The 18744-nt window shown below is 62.9% G+C and carries 17 protein-coding genes and 1 tRNA gene; 6 read left to right on the top strand and 12 right to left on the bottom strand.

Annotated elements, in window-relative coordinates; genetic code table 11:
- Positions 1-3 precede the first annotated feature (3 nt).
- The 5 genes from rutA to ACXAD2_RS13615 form a co-directional block, all read right to left on the bottom strand.
- Positions 4-1089 (bottom strand): pyrimidine utilization protein A, encoded by a 1086-nt coding sequence (gene rutA, locus ACXAD2_RS13635; RefSeq protein ID WP_475170971.1) that lies wholly within the window; start codon positions 1087-1089, stop codon positions 4-6.
- 288 nt (positions 1090-1377) lie between these two features.
- Positions 1378-1451 (bottom strand) — tRNA-Cys (locus tag ACXAD2_RS13630).
- Positions 1452-1537: 86 nt separating this feature from the next.
- Positions 1538-2440 carry a sulfotransferase gene (locus ACXAD2_RS13625; protein WP_475170963.1) on the bottom strand — a complete coding sequence of 301 codons (903 nt, stop codon included), beginning with the start codon at positions 2438-2440 and terminating at the stop codon, positions 1538-1540.
- A 1-nt stretch (position 2441) separates the two neighbouring features.
- Positions 2442-3683 (bottom strand): glycosyltransferase family 4 protein, encoded by a 1242-nt coding sequence (locus ACXAD2_RS13620; RefSeq protein WP_475170956.1) that lies wholly within the window; start codon positions 3681-3683, stop codon positions 2442-2444.
- Entirely contained in the window at positions 3680-4873 is a 1194-nt protein-coding gene (locus ACXAD2_RS13615) for a glycosyltransferase (RefSeq protein WP_475170949.1), read from the bottom strand. The genes ACXAD2_RS13620 and ACXAD2_RS13615 overlap by 4 nt, the downstream gene beginning before the upstream one ends.
- Positions 4874-5661: 788 nt before the next feature.
- Here ACXAD2_RS13615 and ACXAD2_RS13610 point away from each other — a divergent pair.
- Positions 5662-8196, top strand: a complete 2535-nt coding sequence (locus tag ACXAD2_RS13610; RefSeq protein ID WP_475170946.1) for a right-handed parallel beta-helix repeat-containing protein — start codon at positions 5662-5664, stop codon at positions 8194-8196.
- A 79-nt stretch (positions 8197-8275) separates the two neighbouring features.
- Here ACXAD2_RS13610 and ACXAD2_RS13605 read toward each other — a convergent pair whose 3' ends face one another.
- The 4 genes from ACXAD2_RS13605 to ACXAD2_RS13590 all read right to left on the bottom strand — a co-directional run bounded on the left by ACXAD2_RS13605 (position 8276) and on the right by ACXAD2_RS13590 (position 12250).
- Positions 8276-9598: a UDP-glucose dehydrogenase family protein gene (locus ACXAD2_RS13605; RefSeq protein WP_475170943.1), complete on the bottom strand. Its 1323-nt coding sequence runs from the start codon at positions 9596-9598 to the stop codon at positions 8276-8278.
- 151 nt (positions 9599-9749) lie between these two features.
- The gene (locus ACXAD2_RS13600) at positions 9750-10730 is read right to left on the bottom strand and encodes a nucleotidyltransferase family protein (protein ID WP_475170941.1); all 981 of its coding nucleotides are present in this window, start codon (positions 10728-10730) and stop codon (positions 9750-9752) included.
- A gap of 145 nt (positions 10731-10875) precedes the next feature.
- Entirely contained in the window at positions 10876-11889 is a 1014-nt protein-coding gene (locus tag ACXAD2_RS13595; protein WP_475170939.1) for a hypothetical protein, read from the bottom strand.
- 133 nt (positions 11890-12022) lie between these two features.
- Complete coding sequence (locus ACXAD2_RS13590; RefSeq protein ID WP_475170937.1) at positions 12023-12250, bottom strand: hypothetical protein; 228 nt, start codon at positions 12248-12250, stop codon at positions 12023-12025.
- A 563-nt stretch (positions 12251-12813) separates the two neighbouring features.
- On the opposite strand from ACXAD2_RS13590, the gene ACXAD2_RS13585 reads away from it, so the two are divergent.
- Positions 12814-13878, top strand: coding sequence for an NAD-dependent epimerase/dehydratase family protein (locus ACXAD2_RS13585; RefSeq protein WP_475170934.1), 1065 nt, complete (start codon positions 12814-12816; stop codon positions 13876-13878).
- Here ACXAD2_RS13585 and ACXAD2_RS13580 read toward each other — a convergent pair.
- Positions 13844-14428 (bottom strand): hemerythrin domain-containing protein, encoded by a 585-nt coding sequence (locus ACXAD2_RS13580; protein WP_475170930.1) that lies wholly within the window; start codon positions 14426-14428, stop codon positions 13844-13846. The genes ACXAD2_RS13585 and ACXAD2_RS13580 overlap by 35 nt on opposite strands.
- A gap of 32 nt (positions 14429-14460) precedes the next feature.
- Positions 14461-14868 carry a universal stress protein gene (locus ACXAD2_RS13575; protein ID WP_224906460.1) on the bottom strand — a complete coding sequence of 136 codons (408 nt, stop codon included), beginning with the start codon at positions 14866-14868 and terminating at the stop codon, positions 14461-14463.
- A gap of 321 nt (positions 14869-15189) precedes the next feature.
- Here ACXAD2_RS13575 and ACXAD2_RS13570 point away from each other — a divergent pair, with 321 nt between their 5' ends.
- Entirely contained in the window at positions 15190-15885 is a 696-nt protein-coding gene (locus tag ACXAD2_RS13570; RefSeq protein WP_066102391.1) for a winged helix-turn-helix transcriptional regulator, read from the top strand.
- A 24-nt stretch (positions 15886-15909) separates the two neighbouring features.
- Here the strand turns inward: ACXAD2_RS13570 and ACXAD2_RS13565 are convergent, their stop codons facing one another.
- Positions 15910-16227: an antibiotic biosynthesis monooxygenase family protein gene (locus ACXAD2_RS13565; RefSeq protein WP_066102395.1), complete on the bottom strand. Its 318-nt coding sequence runs from the start codon at positions 16225-16227 to the stop codon at positions 15910-15912.
- A gap of 195 nt (positions 16228-16422) precedes the next feature.
- Here ACXAD2_RS13565 and ACXAD2_RS13560 point away from each other — a divergent pair, with 195 nt between their 5' ends.
- From ACXAD2_RS13560 to ACXAD2_RS13550, 3 genes are read left to right on the top strand one after another with little or no spacing between them, the layout of a single operon-like run.
- A complete protein-coding gene (locus ACXAD2_RS13560) occupies positions 16423-17127 on the top strand; it encodes a DUF484 family protein (protein WP_224906458.1) in 705 nt (234 codons plus the stop codon).
- Complete coding sequence (locus ACXAD2_RS13555) at positions 17124-18050, top strand: tyrosine recombinase XerC (RefSeq protein WP_475170926.1); 927 nt, start codon at positions 17124-17126, stop codon at positions 18048-18050. Before ACXAD2_RS13560 ends, ACXAD2_RS13555 begins: the two co-directional genes overlap by 4 nt.
- 39 nt (positions 18051-18089) lie before the next feature.
- Positions 18090-18719, top strand: coding sequence for a ribonuclease HII (locus tag ACXAD2_RS13550; protein ID WP_066102402.1), 630 nt, complete (start codon positions 18090-18092; stop codon positions 18717-18719).
- Positions 18720-18744: the final 25 nt, after the last annotated feature.

Below are 18744 nucleotides of genomic sequence, written 5' to 3'. Positions count from 1 at the left end.
GCCTCATGCGGGTTCGGAGACCTGAACCGACTTGCGGCAGGCCATGAGCGGCTGGATCTTGGAGCCGAAATCCTCGACGCCCTGCACGAAATCGTCGAATGTCAGCAGAACGCCACCGGTGCCGGGCACTTCTGCCACTTCGTCGAGCATCTTGGCGACGGTTTCATAGGACCCCACCAGCGTGCCCATGTTGATGTTCACCGCCGAGACGGGATCGGACATCTGCCGCACATTGGTGTCGGCGCCCGATTTCGTGTCGGCCGCGCTCTGCAGGCCAAGCCACGCCAGCGCCTCTTCGTCGGCCCCTTCCTTGTAGAGATCCCACTTGGCGCGGGCCTTCTCGTCGGTCTCGTCGGCGATGATCATGAAGAGCGCATAGGTCGACACGTCGCGCCCGGTCTTGGCGGTGGCTTCCTTCAGGCGCTCGGCATTGGGCGCGAAGGCCTGCGGCGTGTTCACCCCCTTGCCGAAGCAGAAGTTGTAGTCGGCGTATTGCGCCGAGAAGGCCATGCCCGCATCGGACGAGCCAGCGCAGATCACCTTCATATCGGCCTGCGGCTGCGGGCTGAGGCGGCAGTCGTCCATCTGGAAGAACTCGCCCTTGAGATCGCTCTTGCCGGTCTCCCACAGATCGCGCAGCACCTGCGCGTATTCCGCCAGATACTTATAGCGTGTGCCGAAGAACTCGTCGCCCGGCCACATGCCCATCTGGCTGTACTCGGGCTTTTGCCAGCCGGTTACGAGGTTCACCCCGAAGCGCCCGCCCGAGATCGAGTTGATGGTCGAGGCCATGCGCGCGACGATCGCCGGCGGCATCACCAGCGAGGCGGCGGTGGCATAGAGCTTGATCTTGCTGGTGCAGGCGGCGAGCCCGGCCATCAGCGTGAAGCTCTCAAGGTTGTGGTCCCAGAACTCGGTCTTGCCGCCAAAGCCGCGCAGCTTGATCATGGTGAGCACGAAATCGAGCCCGTATTTCTCGGCGCTCAGCGTGATCTCCTTGTTCAGCTCGAAGCTCGGCTTGTACTGCGGCGCGGTCTCGGAGATGAGCCAGCCGTTGTTGCCGATGGGAAGAAATACCCCGATTTCCATGCGTGCCTCCATGTGCGGACAGATGTGGGCCGGCTTGCGCGCCGGGCTGTCACCATGAAGAATTTTTTGACCAAACGGTAAAATAAAAATCCGCGCATTTCCGGCCTGCATGCATGAATGCGCTCAAGAAGCAGGCAGTTTCGGCGTTAGGCGCCAAAAGCTGACCATAATATGTATCGCGGAAGCGGGTTTCCTTGCGCGCCCAACGCGCAGGGTTCGCGGGGCGCAAGTCACACCAAAACCTCCGCGAGCGCGAAGCTATGTGGTGTCAAACTGTGTGAGGGTGTTTGGAGGCGAGTACCGGAATCGAACCGGTGTACACGGATTTGCAATCCGCTGCGTCACCACTCCGCCAACTCGCCGGGGGTGTGGCACTCCATAAGTTTCTTACGGAGTGCCGTCAAGCAGGTTTCCGAAGCGATGCGCGGCTTTGCTCCGGCACCTCGGGTCAGCCCAAAGCGGCGGGAGCCAGATAGCCGAAACGCTCCATGACCGCTGCGCAGTTCTTCTGCACCAGCCCCGCCACCTCGGGGGCCAGTTCGGCGCGGGCGGCGTCGTTGATATCGGCCCGCATGTGGCGGTTGACGTGGTCGAACGCATGGAAAGTGTCGACCTTGCGGGTGCCGATCACCCGGCCAGCCGCATCGGTGATCCGCTCCTTGCTTTGCAGGCAGAGGCCCTGCGTCGCATTCGGAGCGAGATCGCAGAGGTCGAAGACCTCGTCGACGCATTGGCGGAAATCGCCAACCATATCTTCCAGCCGCACCACCTTCAGCGGCAGCCCGCGCTGTTCGAGCCGCAGCAGCGTCTCGCCGAAATAGCGGTAGAGTTCGAGGATTTTGGTGGGGTTGCCACCACGGGCCATCATACTCTCGCAGATGCCATAGGGATCGCGCACGAGGCCAATGAAGCGGGCGCCGGGGTAGATGCGGTCCAGATCGGTGGCGAGGCCGATGTTGTAGTTCATCACCTTCAGCACCATGCGGGCGCGCCCCGAGGGGACAGCCGGACCAAGCCCCTGCGCGGCCAGCGCGCGCTTGAAGCGGCGCACTTCGGGCAGGTTCCGTTCCGTGGCACGGGCCAGCTCTCGGGCGATCCACGCCCGGTCGCGCGGACGCAATGGTCCCGGTGCCCGGCGCGGGTTCATGATGTCGCCGCTGCGCAGAGCAGTGGGCAAATAGCCTGCGAGGGTCTTTGCCGTGGTGCCGCGCAGCGCCGGCTTGGGGCGCAGCACCTCGTGCATCTCGCCGTCGGGCCAGATGGTATCGGGATGCGAGCGCAGCGCGTTGAGCAATTGGTTGGTCCCCCCGCGCTGAAGGCCGAGGATGAAGATGGGTGCACTGTCGCTCATCTCATGCCTCCCCTGCCCCGCTCGCGCGGGCACCTGCGCCCAGCTCGGCGTATTGACCCAGCAGCGCGCGCGCGGTCTGACGAATGTCGTAGTCGCGGGCGACGGTGCGCAGCGCATTCACACCGAGGCGACCGCGCATGTCCGGATCCGCCGCCAGCGCTTCGAGCGCGGCGCCAAGCGCCTCTCGGTCGTCGACGTCAAAGAGCATGCCATTCTCCCCATCAACAACGAAATCCATCGCGCCGCCGGTGCGCGCGGTGACGCAGGCGAGCCCGGAGGCACAGGCCTCGAGCAGTGCATTCGACAGACCCTCGCGCGCCGAGGGCAGCACAAAGACATCCACCGCGCGCAGCAGGTTCGGCATGTCGGCCACATGTCCCAGCATCCGCACACCGGGCTGCTGCATCAGCGCCTCGGGGATCTCATCCGCATTGCCGAAGGTGGCCTGATAGCCGCCGCCCGAGACGCGGTTCGCCCCGGCGATCGCCAGCGTCGCCTGCGGAATGCGTTCGCGGATGTCGGACCACGCCTCGAGCAGCAGCGGCAGGCGCTTCTGCGCCGCGAGCCGCCCGGCAAAGAGGAACAGCGGCCCGGACGGCAGACCAAAGCGCAAGCGCAGCGTGTCCTTCTCGACCTGCGTGCGGGCCGGGCGGAACCGCTCGCCATCGACGCCATTGGGGATGAAGCGCAGCTTGCCTTCCGGAATGCCCAGCTTGGACAGTTCGGCTTCTATCTCGTGGCTCACCATTGGAAAGCGATCCACCGCACGGCCCAAATACGCGAGGCGGCGTCGCCCGAAGGGCTTTCGTGCAATCTTGGTGGCCTCGCCGCCGCACATTGGCTTCGACAGAAGCGGCGCGCCGGTGAGACGTTTGCCGAGCGCCCCCGCCAGCGAGGGCGTGAACATCGAATGGCAATGGATGACGTCCGGGTTCAACTTGCGCACCATGCGCGCCGCCCCCAGAACGAACCCCACACCTGTGACCGGCTTGCGCATCGCGATGCGGCGCACTTCGACACCGTCGATGGTTTCGCTTGCTGCAAGGCCCGGATAGCGGCGCGTCAGGATATAGACCTTATGACCCTGCGCGGTCATCAGACCCGCAAGCTGAGCCACCTGTTTTTCCGCCCCACCCACGATCGGATGATAGGACGAGATGATCATGCAGATCCGCAGCGATTGCCCCGCAGCGGGCTCGGCAACGCCGGGCTTTTGCGGCAGCGAGGAAGATGAGCCGATCATTGTCCGCCCTCCGACGCCGTCTTCCCCTGCTCTGCGACGGGAAGCGAGGCCGTGCCTGCGGTCAGGCTCGACAGCAGCTCCACCCATTTCGCCACCATGGTTTCCTTGTCGAACAGGGTCACCGCGCGGTGCCTGCCAGCCTCGGCGTATCGCTCGCGCAGGTCGGGGTCTTGCAGAACGCCTTCCAACGCTTGCCCGAGTGCGCCCGTGTCGCCAGCGCTCACCAGCTGGCCGCTGATCCCATCCTCAAGCGCATCCGAACAGCCATCGACATCGGTCGAGATACAGCAGCACCCGCTGGCCATGGCTTCGAGCAGAGTGATCGGCAGACCCTCCCAGTGCGAGCTGAGCACATAGACGTCGAAGGCCTGCAGGGCGCGCACCGGATCGGACTGCCACCCCAGCATCTTAACGCGTTCTGACAGGCCTGCGGCGGACAGCGCCTGCGCGACCTCGCGCTCCATGCGACCCTCGCCGGCCATGACGAATTGCACATGCGGGTGGCGCGCCACGACGTCGCGCAATGACTGCACATAGTCGAGCGGGGCCTTCTGCGGCTCCACCCGCCCCATCCAGCCGACCACGGGCCGATCCGGATCGAGCCCCAGCGCGGCGCGTGCCGCTGCGCGATCTGGGGCGGGTTTGAAGCGCGCCACATCGACGCCCGTCCGGATCACGCTGATCCGGTCCGCCGACATCAGCTTGGCGGCCAATGTCTGCTGCCGGGCATATTCGGTGAGCGTCACGATGTGGCCGCCGAACCCCCGTGCGGCAAAGTCGAGCGCCCAGTAAAGCGGAGCCTTGGCCCCCTGCACGCGGCGCTGGAACGGCATCGAGGCCTGACGATAGACCACCGGCCGCCCGGTCAGCCGCCCCGCAGCGCGACCGATAAAGCCGGATTTGCTGCCATGACAGACGATCACATCCGCCGCGTGCTCGCGGCTTGCCGAGACGACGCGGCGCAACACGCGTGCGTCTCCGCGCGGATCTATACTGTAGCGGGCCATCTCGACCGGCTCTGCGCCCAGCCCCCGCTTGGCCAAATCAGCCGCATAGGCTTCGGCGTTTTCAGACAGGCAAAGCGTATGAGATCGCACCCCGATCCGTCGGAGTTCGGTCAGTAGAAGCTTGTTGTAGAGGGCAATGCCACCTGTCGACTTCGTCAAGGCGAGTAGACTGATCTGTCGCATGGGAATCCACGAATAAGAAACAAAAAGACTTTAGTGTTCAAAAATCCGCGCCGCGGGTGGGCTCCGGCGGAGGTGTTAATTCGGCCTCAAATGACCGTCACCACCGCGTCTGCACGCGACGCTTGTGACGATTATGCCGCAGCGCAACGGCACCGAACAGGGCTAACTGGAGCTGCGCCTAAATTTTAGGCAAGTAGCTCCCGGCGTTTTTCCGCGTCTTCCAGCCTCTGATCAATTTGGGTCCATTACGTCAGGTTAACTTAACGTTAACGTACAAAACACATTCAAACTCAACTGTCTCTGTACCGACACAGCGCGAACGGTCGCCGCAATTGGACAGAATTCCGCCATTTTTAGCCCCTGATCGATCGCTTTGATCGACCTGAAATCCCGATCTGAGCGGGAAACCCCGCTCTGGGGGTCGGCGGAAATTCACTCAGTAACCACGGGGAAACTTTCAAGAGCGATGCGTCTTGGGGCGTCTGAAGCTATCCAAACAGCACCGCAAGAAGACACTCACACACAACATAAGACAGAAAGTCGGGACACAGGTACACATGGTAGTAGAAAATTCGGAACTCCTTGCGTTTGAGGGGGCGCAAGGGTTTGGAGCAAGTGCGACCGGGGGACGTGGTGGTGAAGTTGTTAAAGTTACAAATCTGAACGACTCCGGCGAAGGTTCGTTGCGTTGGGCTCTGGAAGATTTGGATTATCCGCGCATTGTAGTTTTCGAAGTTGGCGGACAAATTGACCTCGAAAGCCAAATCCAAATTAACGGTGATGTAACCTTGGCAGGCCAAACGGCCCCGGGTGGCATCACGGTCACCGGCGCGCGTCTGCGCGTGGTGGACAGCAACGTGATCATCCGCGGCATGACCGTGCGTCCGGGTGATGAAACCGACGGGCAAGACCCCGATAGCCGCGATGGTGTCTCCATCGGCAAGTCGGGCGAGACCGTCGAAAACGTTATTCTCGATAGCAACTCGCTGACCTGGTCGATCGACGAGGTCGCCTCGACCTGGGGCGCGCCCAGCAATATCACGATCTCGAACAATATCGTCGCCGAGGCCCTGCAGGACTCGATTCACCCCAAGGGTGACCACAGCATGGGGATGCTGATTGGTGACGGGAGCTCGAATGTCAGCATCATCGGCAACCTGTTTGCCAGCAACCAGTTCCGCAACGCGCTCGTGAAGGATGACGCTAAGAACATCGAGTTCATCAACAACGTCATCTACAACTGGGGCCAAGAAGGCCTTGTCGTTGCCGAAGCGTCCACCGTGCATGTGATCGGCAACGTCTTCATCAGAGGTCAAGACACCGACGGCCGTGAAGCGATCCGCTTCATCGGGAATGACGGCGGCGCCGCCTACTATGTGCTCGACAACGACGGTGACATCGGCGGCTCCAACACCGGCGAGATCGTCAGCGATTTCGTCTTTGATCCGGCCACGACCGAAGTTCTGTCCTCGGGCGCCGTGGTTGATTGGGTGCTTTCGAACGTCGGCGCACGCATCGATGGCGAATTGAGCGAGATCGACCAGCGCATCATCGACACCGTGCTCAACGACACCGGCAAGATCATCGACTCGCCTGACGAAGTCGGCGGCTATGGCGACGGCTCGCAGACCGCGGCGCTGACCGATACCGACGATGACGGCATCCCGGATTTCTACGAGTACATCATCGGCTCGGACGCCAAGACCGCCGATGCCCAACTCGACGCCGACGGCGACGGCTATGCCAACATCGAGGACTACATCAACGGCCTGCTCGACGGGTTCGATGAGACCACCGATGGCGGCGACACCAGCGCAGAAACCGAGACCGAGGAAGATGGTGACGACACGGCCACCCTGCTTCCTGAAACCGGCGGCGAGACCGACAGCAACAGCAGTGCAGCTATCGGCACCGTGATCACCCTCGAGGCCGAAGACCTCGTGCTTTCCGACGGCTTCGCCGTAAAGAGCATCGGTCCGGCATCGGGCGGCACGGTGATCCAGAACAACACCGGCGAAGCCCAAACCGCATCTTATGCCTTCGACGGCGATGCGGGCGTCTACGCGCTCACGCTGACCTACTTCGACGAGAACGATGGCGTCAGCACCCTGCGTGTCCTGATCAACGGCGAGGAAGTCACAAGCTGGGATTGGGATGCGGAGCTTGGCAGCAGCAACGCCGACACGTCGACGCAGACCTCGAAGCTGATCGACGGGCTGGAACTGCAGGCGGGCGATGTTCTGTCGCTGCAGGGCGTGAACGACTCCGGCGAACCGCTGCGCATCGACAGCCTCAGCCTCGAGATGACCGGCACGCTCAACTCGGACGAGACCGACAGCGATCTCGACACTGGCACCGAAATCGGCACCGGAACCGAGACTGAGACTGAAACCGAGACTGGCAACAGCGACGCCATCGGCACCGTGATCAGCTATGAGGCCGAAGATCTCGAACTGTCCGACGGTTTCGCGGTGAAGAAGATCGGTCCTGCCTCGGGCAATGCCGTGATCCAGAACCAGACCGACGAGGCGCAGACCGCGTCCCTCGATTTCGACGGGGATGCTGGCGTCTACGACCTGACCGTGAACTACTTCGACGAGAACGATGGCGTGAGCTCGCTCAGCGTTCTGGTCAACGGTGAGGAAGTGGCAAGCTGGGACTGGGATGCCAAGCTGGGCAGCAGCAATGCCGACACGTCGACGCAGACCGCGAAGCTGATCGAAGGGCTGGAACTGCAGGCGGGCGACACCGTCACCCTGCAGGGCACCAACGATGCACGCGAACCGCTGCGCATCGACAGCCTCAGCCTCGAAATGACCGGCACCCTCGGGTCCACCGGCTCCACGGGGTCCACGGACACCACCGAAGAGGTCGATCAGCCGGTGGCCAACACCGCTGAGTGGGTCTTCATGGAAGCCGAGGAGTTCGTCTTCGACGCTGATGTGCGCAAAGGCTTCAAAGTCGCCAGCCTGATGGCGGCGTCCGGCGGCGAAGTTCTTAGCGCGGCGGGAGATGCCGAAGCCTCCGCCGACTTCGAGGGCACCTCGGGCACCTACGACGTGGGCATCGACTACTTCGACGAAACCGATGGCGTTTCCTATCTGGAATTCCGCGTCAACGGCGAAGTGATGGACGCGTGGCACTGGGACGCCGACCTTGGCGACAACCTCGCGAACAAGTCCACGCTGACCCGTCATGTGATCGAGAATGTCGATATCGACGCGGGCGACGAGCTTGTCCTTGCCGGCTACGGCGACGGCGGCAGCGAGCCCCTGCGTATCGACGCGCTCGAATTCATGCCGAGCGACACAGTCCTGGGCTGAACCAGGCAAAGCTGTCGAGCAGCTTCAGGCCGGGCGGTGCGTTTCCTGCACCGCCCGGTCTTTTCATGTTGGGCTGGGGTCAGGCCCCCGCGGGATCGCCGCGCCCGACGCTTTCGTAATCGCTGAAGCCCGCGGCCAGCGCATCCTCGTAGGTGTAGATGTTGCGCAGGTCCGCCATCCGCGGCGTCGACATCTTCTTTGCCAGCACAGACAGATCCAGCGCGCGGAACTCGTTCCACTCGGTCAGGATGACCAGCAGGTCGGCGCCCTCGGCCGCCGCATAGGGGTCTTCCTCCCAGGTCACGCCCGGCAGCAGCGCCTCGCCTTCCCGCTTGCCCTGCGGATCGACCACCGAGACCGAGGCCCCGCCGCCAACCAGCGACGGCACGATGGTCAGCGCCGGCGCGTCGCGCATGTCGTCGGTGTTGGGCTTGAAGGTGACGCCCAGCACGGCGACCTTCTTGCCGTTGAAGCTGCCGTCGCAGAGGTCGAGCAGCTTGTCGGTCATCCGCCGCTTGGTGTCCTCGTTCACCTTGATCACCGTCTCGACGATGGAGATCGGCGAGGCGAATTCCTGCCCGATGCGGGCCAGCGCCTTGGTATCTTTCGGGAAGCACGAGCCACCGTAGCCGGGGCCCGCGTGCAGGAACTTATTGCCGATGCGCCCGTCGAGCCCCATGCCCTTCGACACGCTTTTGACGTCCGCGCCGACCTTTTCGCAGAGCGCGGCGATCTCGTTGATGAAGGTGATCTTCGTCGCAAGGAAGGCGTTGGCGGCGTATTTGATCATCTCGGCGCTCTCGAGATCGGTGGTGACGATCGGGAAATCACGCAGGTAGAGCGGGCGGTAGATGTCTTCCATGACCTTCGCCGCGCGGTCGGTCTCGACGCCGACGACCACGCGGTCGGGCTTCATAAAATCGTCGATCGCCGCGCCCTCGCGCAGGAACTCGGGGTTGGAGGCGACGTCGAACTCAAGCGCGGGGTTCGCCGCTGCAACCACCTGCTGCACCTTGCGGTTCGTCCCCACGGGGACGGTCGATTTGGTGACCACGACGATGTAATGATCGGCGGTCTTGGCGATTTCTTCGGCGGCGGCCATCACATAGGTCAGATCGGCATGGCCATCGCCGCGACGGGTCGGCGTGCCGACGGCGATGAACACCGCTTCGGCGCCATCGATGGCCGATTTCAGATCGAGGGTGAACGACAGCCGCCCGGCCTCGACGTTCTTGGCCATCAGCGTATCGAGCCCCGGCTCGTAGATCGGCACCTCACCGCGCTCCAGCATCTCGATCTTGCGCGGGTCCTTGTCCACACAAACCACCTCGTGGCCGAAGTCGGAAAAACAGACGCCAGACACAAGCCCCACGTAGCCGGTGCCGATAATCGCAATTTTCATTTCGGGTAATCCTCAAAGAACAATCAATATTTACGGTCTACTGCGACAAAGTCACAGCTCAAAGAAGAAACGCGAAGCGGTGCCCGTTTCGGCAAATGCCGCCAAAGTTTGAGCATTGGACAGGCAGAAACGAGCGCATCGCCTCAGTGGGTCAGAGATGCTTCATTCGGGTGTAGATGGGTTTCACCAGCGCCCACTCAGCCTCGCCGAGCCGCGGATAGCGCGCCTTCATAAGACGCCGCCGATGCAGCAGAGCGGTCAGCGGCGATATCTTGAACGGGAAGGTGCGCCGCATCCCGAAAAGCTTGTGCAGCATCAGCATCTGCAGATCAAAGGCGAGGCGAAACCGCCGGTCGCGGCGCAGCTTCAAAAGCCAGGGCCAGTCCAGCGCGGCCTCGTCCAGCAGTTGCTCGCGCAGCGGCAGAAGGTAGCGCAGGCTAATGCCCCCGCGCGCAAGGCCGGAGTGATGCAGCATGTCGTGGCTGACGTTGATCAGCAGCCGGAAAGAGGGGTCAGGAATGTAGAACCGCAGCCCGTCCCGCTCGCAAAGGATCCGCCGCCTCTGCCAGTCGTCGCCCGAAAGGAACCGCGCGATGTCCTCTTGCAGACCAGCGTGCAGATCGAGCGTTCCGGCATAGCCTTCTTTCCAGAAACACCCCGGAGAATGCGCATATTCGCTGTCTTCGAGGCAGTCGAACCCGGCCTCTGCCAGAAGGCTCTGCGCCTTGGCGGCCTCATGGCGTTCGACCACCATGTCGACGTCGATCATCAGCCGGTAAAAGCTGGCAGGATCCTCCTGCAGCGCCATCTCACTGGCGCCCTTGATCAGCGTCGGGACAATTCCGGCACCATTGAGCAGCGCGGTGATTTCGGACACTAGTGCCCAGAGGCTGAGGTTGCGCTGACAGTTGAGGGTGTCGATCTCGCCGAGATAGGCCATGGCCTCGGGCTCGGCGGCGCCTGCGGGGACCTCGCGCAGTCTGTGAAACAAGGCGGGGGTGACAAATTCGTCGTTCGCCGTGCGGATGAGATCGGCCCAGTTCGGAGCCCGTTCCTTCAGTTGCTCGACGTCTCCCTGAAGGATGCGGCCGAGCGTTTCGAGGGGAGAGGAGGCCAGAGCGCCTGCTTTCATGTCCTTCTCCAATACCGATAAAAATGGAGGCTAACGCCGTTACGCGCGCAGAAAAAATTGCGCTCGAAATAAAATATGAAAAAATCACTTAGACAAAATCACTTACCAAATTGAATTCAGAACTCACAACCTCCGTACGATCAGGTCACTCTTCGCAGAACCGCGACACCACTTCGAGCGCGCGCGGCAAATCGGAATAGGTCAGGCGCCCAAACTTCGCACCGTGCAGACAGGCCGCCATGGCCTCAAACACATCGGGCGACATTGCGTCTTCTCCTGACCACGCGGCGCGCAATAGCGCCCCAAAGACGTCGGACAGGCTCAACTCACTGATCGAGGCTGGCCCGCTCTCCTGCCGGTCCAGCACCAGAATCCAGCCCGCCTTCATCCAGCTGCTGTCTCCCGTCAGCCCTACGTAACGCACGCTCAGCGCGTCGGGTCTGAGATGCTGCGCCGCACCGTCGATCTCATCGCGGCGATGCTCCAGCAGCCGCCACGACCCTTCTTTCAGCGTCACCGGAAACGGCAGCGCGCCAAGTTTCCCGGTCTGCGACATCACCACGATGTCGTCGCTCTGCAGCCGGAACCCCGCAGGCTCCAGCGCCGTCGCGAGGGTGCTTTTCCCCGCTCCGGCATCACCGAGCAGCAAAAGGCAGCGCCCAGCCCTTTCGAGCTGCGCCGCATGCAGCATCACATGATCGGTGTGATCAAAGAGGACCTCGGTCATCTTGATCTTCAGCAGCGGCACCGCCTCATGCGGAGCCACCCAGTCAATGTCTTCATCGCGTCGCCCGATGCCGATATGTCCGGCATGATCTTTGGCATCGCGCTGGATCACCACATGGTCGTCACCGCGCCGCGGCGCGGTGGCGAGATGCGCGAAACTCGGCAAGAGTGCGTCGCGCAGGTCTGCGTCCTCGAAGGCGAGCACCACACAAAGCCCGGCCAGGTCGAGTGTTTCGCAACAAGCGACCCGTGCAGGACCGTCTGAGGTGGACAACGCCTCAAGCGCGCCGATCTGCAACAAATCGCTGAGGATGCCGCCGTCTGGGACGTCGGCGGCATCCGGTCGCACGGTCGTAACGCCGAGCTCGAACCCGGCCCAAGCCTCTGCCACTGGGGGAGTGGCCGAAAACAGAAGTTCCTTCTCTGGGACCAAGAGAAGATGCTGGCTGTTCACTTCAGCCAGCGTGACCCCTGCTGCGGGGAGGACGAAAAGGTTTTCACTCAACGAAATACGTCAGATTAAAGAGGATAAGACAAAGAAGGCCGGGAATTCGGCCTTCGACGGCTCAGTGGTACTTACCACCGTGCTTTTTCATCTTCTTCTTCATCTTGTGCTTATGCTTGTGCTTCATGCCGCCCGAACGGAAGATGCCACCGGCATCGGCCTTCATCGAGGTGGACAGAAGTGCAGTCACTGCCAGCGGCGTTACGGCGGCGTATTTGCCCGCCTTGCCCAGCAGCTCACGGCGGCCCGGGGATTCCAGGGACTCACCTTGGGTGGTCTTATCCGTCATCGTTAAAAACTCCTTTTTACAATGAGTCGGACTATAGCTCAGCGAAAGAGGTCTGCCAATTATCTTTAACCAAGAGTTAACCTACGAATCTTCGGAATCTTTGTGACGCCAGGAGCGGGCCCGCTTCAGTATCGCCGATCTGAAGATTATTTTACCTTTAAAACAAAGAACTAAAAGAAGGTTGGCAAGCCACCCGCCGCGGCGGGCGCGGCAGAATAGCCGCGGCGGATGCTCAAGTTTAATGCTAAGTGATGTTGCAGCCGCTAGCCGAAAGTCGCCTGCCCGACACCGCGATGGGCCAAGCCACGCCAATGCCTGGGCAAACCAAACGATCAACAAGAGTCTCGCCGACAAGCCGCAGCAAGGCCAGCTGCGAAGACGCAGCGGCCGCCAAAACAGGCCGTGTCGCGCTTTCGCAAGTCGCCACTGGATTGAGCCGGCAACAGCCGTCGCGGTGCGAATGGCATGGCGCCAGACAGAAAGATCTTGCTTTGGCACCATCCAGGCCACAAGACATGCTATATTACATTTATTGTCTTATACATTTTTGTAGGAGTTCATTGATGCGCACCGCTTTGGTCACGGGCTCTTCAGGCTTCATTGGGTACCACCTTTGTCAACGACTGCTGGAAGACGGGTTTCGCGTCATCGGCATCGACAATCTCTCCGACTACTACGATGTGGGGCTCAAACGGCGGCGGCAGGCGATGTTGCTTCAGTCGCCGGGGTTCAGCGTCATCAACCAGTCCATCGAATCCGAAGGCTTCTTAGGCGAGGTCTTCGAACGGGAACGCCCCGACGTGGTGGTGCATCTGGCCGCGCAGGCTGGTGTCCGCCACTCTTTGACGGACCCGCGCAGCTACCTTTGCAGCAACATGCGCGGCACTTTTGAGCTGCTCGAAGCCGCGCGGGCCACAAAGCCCGCTCATATGCTGCTGGCCTCCACCTCCTCGGTCTATGGCGCCAACGAGACGATGCCCTACTCCGAGACGGACCGCACTGATCACCAGATGTCCTTCTACGCCGCCACCAAGAAGGCGACGGAATGCATGGCGCACAGCTATGCCCACCTCTACGACCTGCCAGCCACGATGTTTCGCTTTTTCACGGTCTACGGCCCATGGGGTCGCCCGGACATGGCGCTCTTCAAGTTCACCAAGGCGATCCTCAACGGCGAGCCGATCGACGTCTACAACCACGGTCACATGATGCGCGACTTCACCTATGTCACCGATCTGGTGCAGGGCATCCGGCTGCTCATCGACGTGGTGCCCGAGCGTCCGGAAGAAGGTGTCGTGCCCGCCGGAGACTCGCTCTCCCCCGTGGCCCCGTGGCGGGTGGTGAACATCGGCAATTCGCAGGCCATCCCGCTGTCCGAGTTCATCTCGGCCATCGAAGAAGCCACCGGCCTGCAGGCTATGCGCAACCCGATGAACATGCAGCCCGGAGACGTGCCCGCGACTTGGGCCGATGCCTCGCTGCTGCACGAGCTGACCGGCTACCGGCCGCGCACCAGCCTTCGTGAGGGGGTGCAGGCCTTCGTCGACTGGTACCGCGACTATTACGACATCGCGGGCTGGACGGGCACCACGCTCAACTCAGGTGACCTGCGCCGTATTTCAGGATGACCGGAACGATCAGGTCCTCCTCATCCTCGAGGTGACGCGACAGCAACCGCTCGAACCGCAGAAGCTCGTCTCTGTACCGGCCGGTCTCGAGCTGGCCCTGTAGCACGCCGTTCGCGGCACCGATGAAGCCGTCGATCAACCCGTCCAGCGCGTGGTGATCGCGGTCCAGAATGTCGAACCCTGCCTGCAGCCGCGGATCGAACCCCTGCAGCACAGGAAAATAATGCGTGTCCTCGATCTCGTGGTGCCCGTGCAACTGCTGCACCAGCATCCCGCCCTGACGCGACAGCCGCGCCTGCAGCGCGGCCATCTCCATTCTGGCATCCATCTCCGCCTCGGCGTCGCGGCGCAGACTGCCCATCAGCCGGCGGAACATCAGATGCCGGTCGAGCCAGAAGGACACCAGCCCATGAAACTGCGGGTGATGCTCCCACGTCTCGCGCGGCAAGCTGTGCAAGAGCACGCGCAGCGCCTCTGGCAGGCCGTCACGCTCTTCCAGTGACAGCGCATCGCGCATGCTCTTCGGGGGGCTATCGTCCTTGCGGGGCACGGGACCTCGTCATCAAGGGCCCTTCAGGGCCGTTACCGCAGCACGTGTACCGCACAATGGGCATGGCGCACCACCAGCGTCGCGGTGGAGCCAAGGAGATAGTCGCTCATCGCGGGCTGATGCGAGGCGATGACGATCAGATCGTGACCGTTCTCCTTGGCGTACTCGAGGATGGTTCGACCGGAATGCCCTTCGACCACCAGCCCTTTGCCTTTCGGCAGCTCGGCAGCCATGCCCTGCAGCTCTTTCTCCACCGCTGCGCGGGATTGCACCAGATAGTCCGGCGGCATGTAGGTCGCCGCGTAGCCCGGCACATGCTCCATGACGTGCAGCAAGGTGATCTGCGCTTCGGGCGATGCCAGAGCACGGGCAACCTCGATTGCCTTCTTCGATTTGGAGTCGCTGTCAAACGCGATGGGCACGAGAATGTTCTTATACATGCGAGGCCTCCTTTACTGACCTGCCGCGATCTTGCGCCCCTCAAACGTATAGCGCCTTGATACAAATCATCTCGCGCTGCCCCTGATGCCAACACATTTCGGGCACAATTGCCTCCTATCCCTACTACCGGGCTGCAGTATGCGCCGCCTCTCCAGAAGCCTGACGCCAACCAAGCGGGGTCGCGACGGAGAGCGCCCGGCCTCCTTGGATCCGCATCGATCCGCAGCGAGCACCGGCTGACCCGAAAGAACGGTCACCCTCGCCTTGCAGAACGGATTTGCCGCCCGCACCGCGCTGGTGGCACTTGGAGGAGCGCGCCCATGCGATACCTGATTGCTGAAACCACTTGGAAAATGATGAGCCTCAGCCACGCGCTGGCCCAGACCGGCACCCTGCTGACCAGCTGCGAAGCCGCAGAGGACATTGAGGAATTTCACCGGATCGGCGCCCATGACCTGCTGCTGATCGACGCAGGCGTGCTGCGCCAGCAGACCACGCTCACCCGGCTGCGCGAGTTGAACCCCGAGGTGCCGATCGCCCTGATCGCCCGCGGCGCCGATGGCGCGCAGATCGCCACATGGCTCATGGGGGGCGCCGACACTGTGCTCGCCGAGGATACGCCAGCCGATGAGATCATCGCCCGCCTGGGTGCCGTGGCGCGGCGCGCGCATGGCATCTCGGTGCCGGTCTCCGACTGCGGCCCGCTGCGGATCGACCTTGAAAAGCGCCGCGTCCATATGGGTGCCGCCGTTCTGTCGCTCTCACCCAAACTCTACGAGATCCTCGAATTTCTCGCGCTCCGACCCGGACGGCTTGCGACGCGCGAGAAGCTGATGAGCCATGTCTACGGCTTCGAGAATGAACCGGCGCCACGGGTGTTCGACGTCTATATGTGCAACCTGCGCGCCCATCTCGCCTCGCTCGAAGGCGCGCTGACCATCGACACGGTCCGCGGCGAAGGCTACCGCCTGCGTGTCACCGAGCGCCGCAGCGACACACGAACCATCGCTGCCTGAGCCAGAACGTGTGAGGTGACGGCGTCAGTAGACCGCCGACACCTCGTACATCACCGGCTCAAAGCTGCGGCAAAGGTCGTTGAACCGCCGGTTCCACGCGCGCATCTCGTCGCTGCGCAGCATGGCCTGAAAGTCTTCGCGCCGCTCCCATTGCGAGTAATTGGCGATCCGGGTCTGCGCGTCATTCACATGCAGGCCCGCCCCGATGAAACCGGCCTGTTTCGAGATAAACCCGGCATAGGCCTCTTCCAGCGCCTCGAGCAAATCCTGACAGGTGCCGGGGCTAGTCTCGAAGGTGGTGATGACCGTCTGGGCGGGGCTTGGATGGCTGATCGTGGGCATGGGCTCTCCTCCTCTGCCCGGGCCAGTGTGCCAGAAAACCCCATTTCGCCAAAGCCTTCCCTTCGAAGGCCGATCCTGTGGCCACAGCGCGCGGAAACCGGCCTGCAGCGCCAGAAAAGGGGGCGCATTCGTATCGCGGACCTGTTAGGCTCTGCCGCAAAACACCGATCACCGCACGGATAGACCGGAACAGGCATGAGCAGTCCCCGAATTGACGAGACGCTGCGCGAGCAGCTCCTCTCGCGTCCCGACATGATTCTCGACGACCGCGATCTGATGCAGGCGCTCATCGCCTCGAATGAGAGCGCCATGGGCAGCAATATCGTCGACCTGCGCGGGCTGGCGATGGAGCGGCTGGAGACGCGGCTCGATCGCCTCGAAGACACCCACCGCAGCGTCATCGCCGCCGCCTACGAGAATCTCGCGGGCACCAACCAGATCCACCGCGCGATCCTGCGCATGCTGGACCCGGTGGATTTCGAACCTTTCCTGCGCGATCTCAACGGCGAGGTCGCCGCGATCCTGCGCGTCGACGTCATGCGGCTGGTGCTGGAGACCGGCCACCCCGATGACACGCGCACCGTCAGCCGCCTTGGCGATGTTCTGTCGCTCGCCGAGCCGGGCTTTGTCGCCAGCTATCTGACCGAGCGCACCGACGCGCCGCTGCGGCAGGTCACTCTGCGCCAGCTTGGGGCCGGAGACAGCCGCATCTATGGCCCCAAGGCCGACTGGATCCGCTCCGAAGCCTGTCTGCGGCTCGATTTCGGCCCGCGCCGCCTGCCCGGCCTGCTCGTCATGGGCTCGGAAGACAGCAATATGTTCACCCCGCAGCAAGGCACCGATCTTCTGGCTTTCTTCGGCGGCGTCTTCGAGCGCACCATGCGCCGCTGGCTGTCGTGAGCCTCGCGATCACAGCCGCTGCGCGGGACGCGCTCGAGGGATGGCTGGACCATGCCCGCGCGCTGAAGAACGCGTCAGAGAACACCATCACCGCCTATCGCGCCGATGTGGCGGAGTTCATCACCTTCCTCACCCGCCACCACGCCGAGCCGCAGGGGCTGAAACCCCTCGCCCGCGTCACCACGCCCGACATGCGCGCCTTCATGGCGCATCTGCACGCAGGCGGCGCGGCGCCGCGCTCCATGGCGCGCAAGCTGTCGGCGGTAAAGAGCTTCTACCGCTGGCTGGCCGAGCGCGAGGGGTTCGAGCCCACCGCCGTACTCTCCGCCCGCGCCCCGAAGTTCCAGAAGAAACTGCCGCGCCCGCTGACCGAGGATGCCGCCCGCGCGATGATCGACACCGTCGAGATGCAGGCCAGCCAAGGCTGGATCGGCGCCCGCGACGCGGCGGTGATCACGCTGCTCTACGGTTGCGGGCTGCGCATCTCAGAGGCGCTGGGGCTGACCGGCGCCGACTGGCCCTTTGGCGAGTTGCTGCGCATCCTCGGCAAGGGCGGCAAGGAACGCATCGTGCCGGTAATCCCGGTGGCCCGACGCGCGGTCGAGACCTACCTGCAGGTCTGTCCCTTCGAGATCACGCCCGAGAGCCCGATGTTCCGCGGCGCGCGGGGCGGCAAGCTGAACCCGCGCCTCATTCAGGCGGTCACCGAAAAGGCCCGCATGCAGCTCGGCCTGCCCGCCAGCGCCACCCCCCACGCCATGCGCCACAGCTTTGCCACGCATCTGCTTTCTGCGGGTGGCGATCTGCGGGCCATTCAGGAACTTCTGGGCCACGCCTCGCTCTCGACCACGCAGGCCTATACCTCGGTCGACAGCGTGCATCTGATGAAGGTCTATGAGGCGAGCCACCCCAAGGCCCGCTAGCCTATTGCCCCGCCCTCGCTGCGCGCGCAGAACAGGGGCATGACTGGACCTGACACTTCCCTCGAATCGCCGTTCTGGGCCGAAGGCAAGCGCGTGGCCGGGGTCGACGAGGTGGGCCGCGGCCCGCTCGCCGGCCCGGTCGTCGCCGCCGCTGTGATCCTCGATCCTGCGCTGATCCCCGCTGGCCTGAACGACTCCAAGAAACTCACGCTCAAGCGCCGCGAAGCGCTGGAGCCGATCATCCGCGCACAAGCCATGGTAGGGCTCGGCGTCGCCTCGGTGGAGGAGATCGACGAGATCAACATCCTGCAGGCCACCTATCTGGCCATGCGCCGTGCCGTCGCGGCCCTGCCCCAGAAACCCGACCATCTGCTGATCGACGGCAACCGTCTGCCCACCGATCTGCCCTGCCCCGCCACCCCTGTGGTTAAGGGAGATGGTAAGTCTGTGAGTATCTCGGCCGCATCCATCATCGCCAAGACATGGCGCGACGCGCTGATGCGGGACTTGGCGCAACACCACCCGGGCTATGGCTGGGAAACGAACGCTGGGTACGGCTCAAAAAGCCACATGCAGGCGCTCCGAGATTTCGGTGTGACCCCACACCATAGAAGATCCTTCGCCCCCATACACAATATCTTGTATCAAGACGGAAACGTAAGGTCCTGATTTAAAAAAACAAATTGACCCCGAT

Source organism: Salipiger sp. ABN3_019, assembly GCF_056158605.1.
This window is presented reverse-complemented; position numbering and strand designations above follow the sequence as displayed.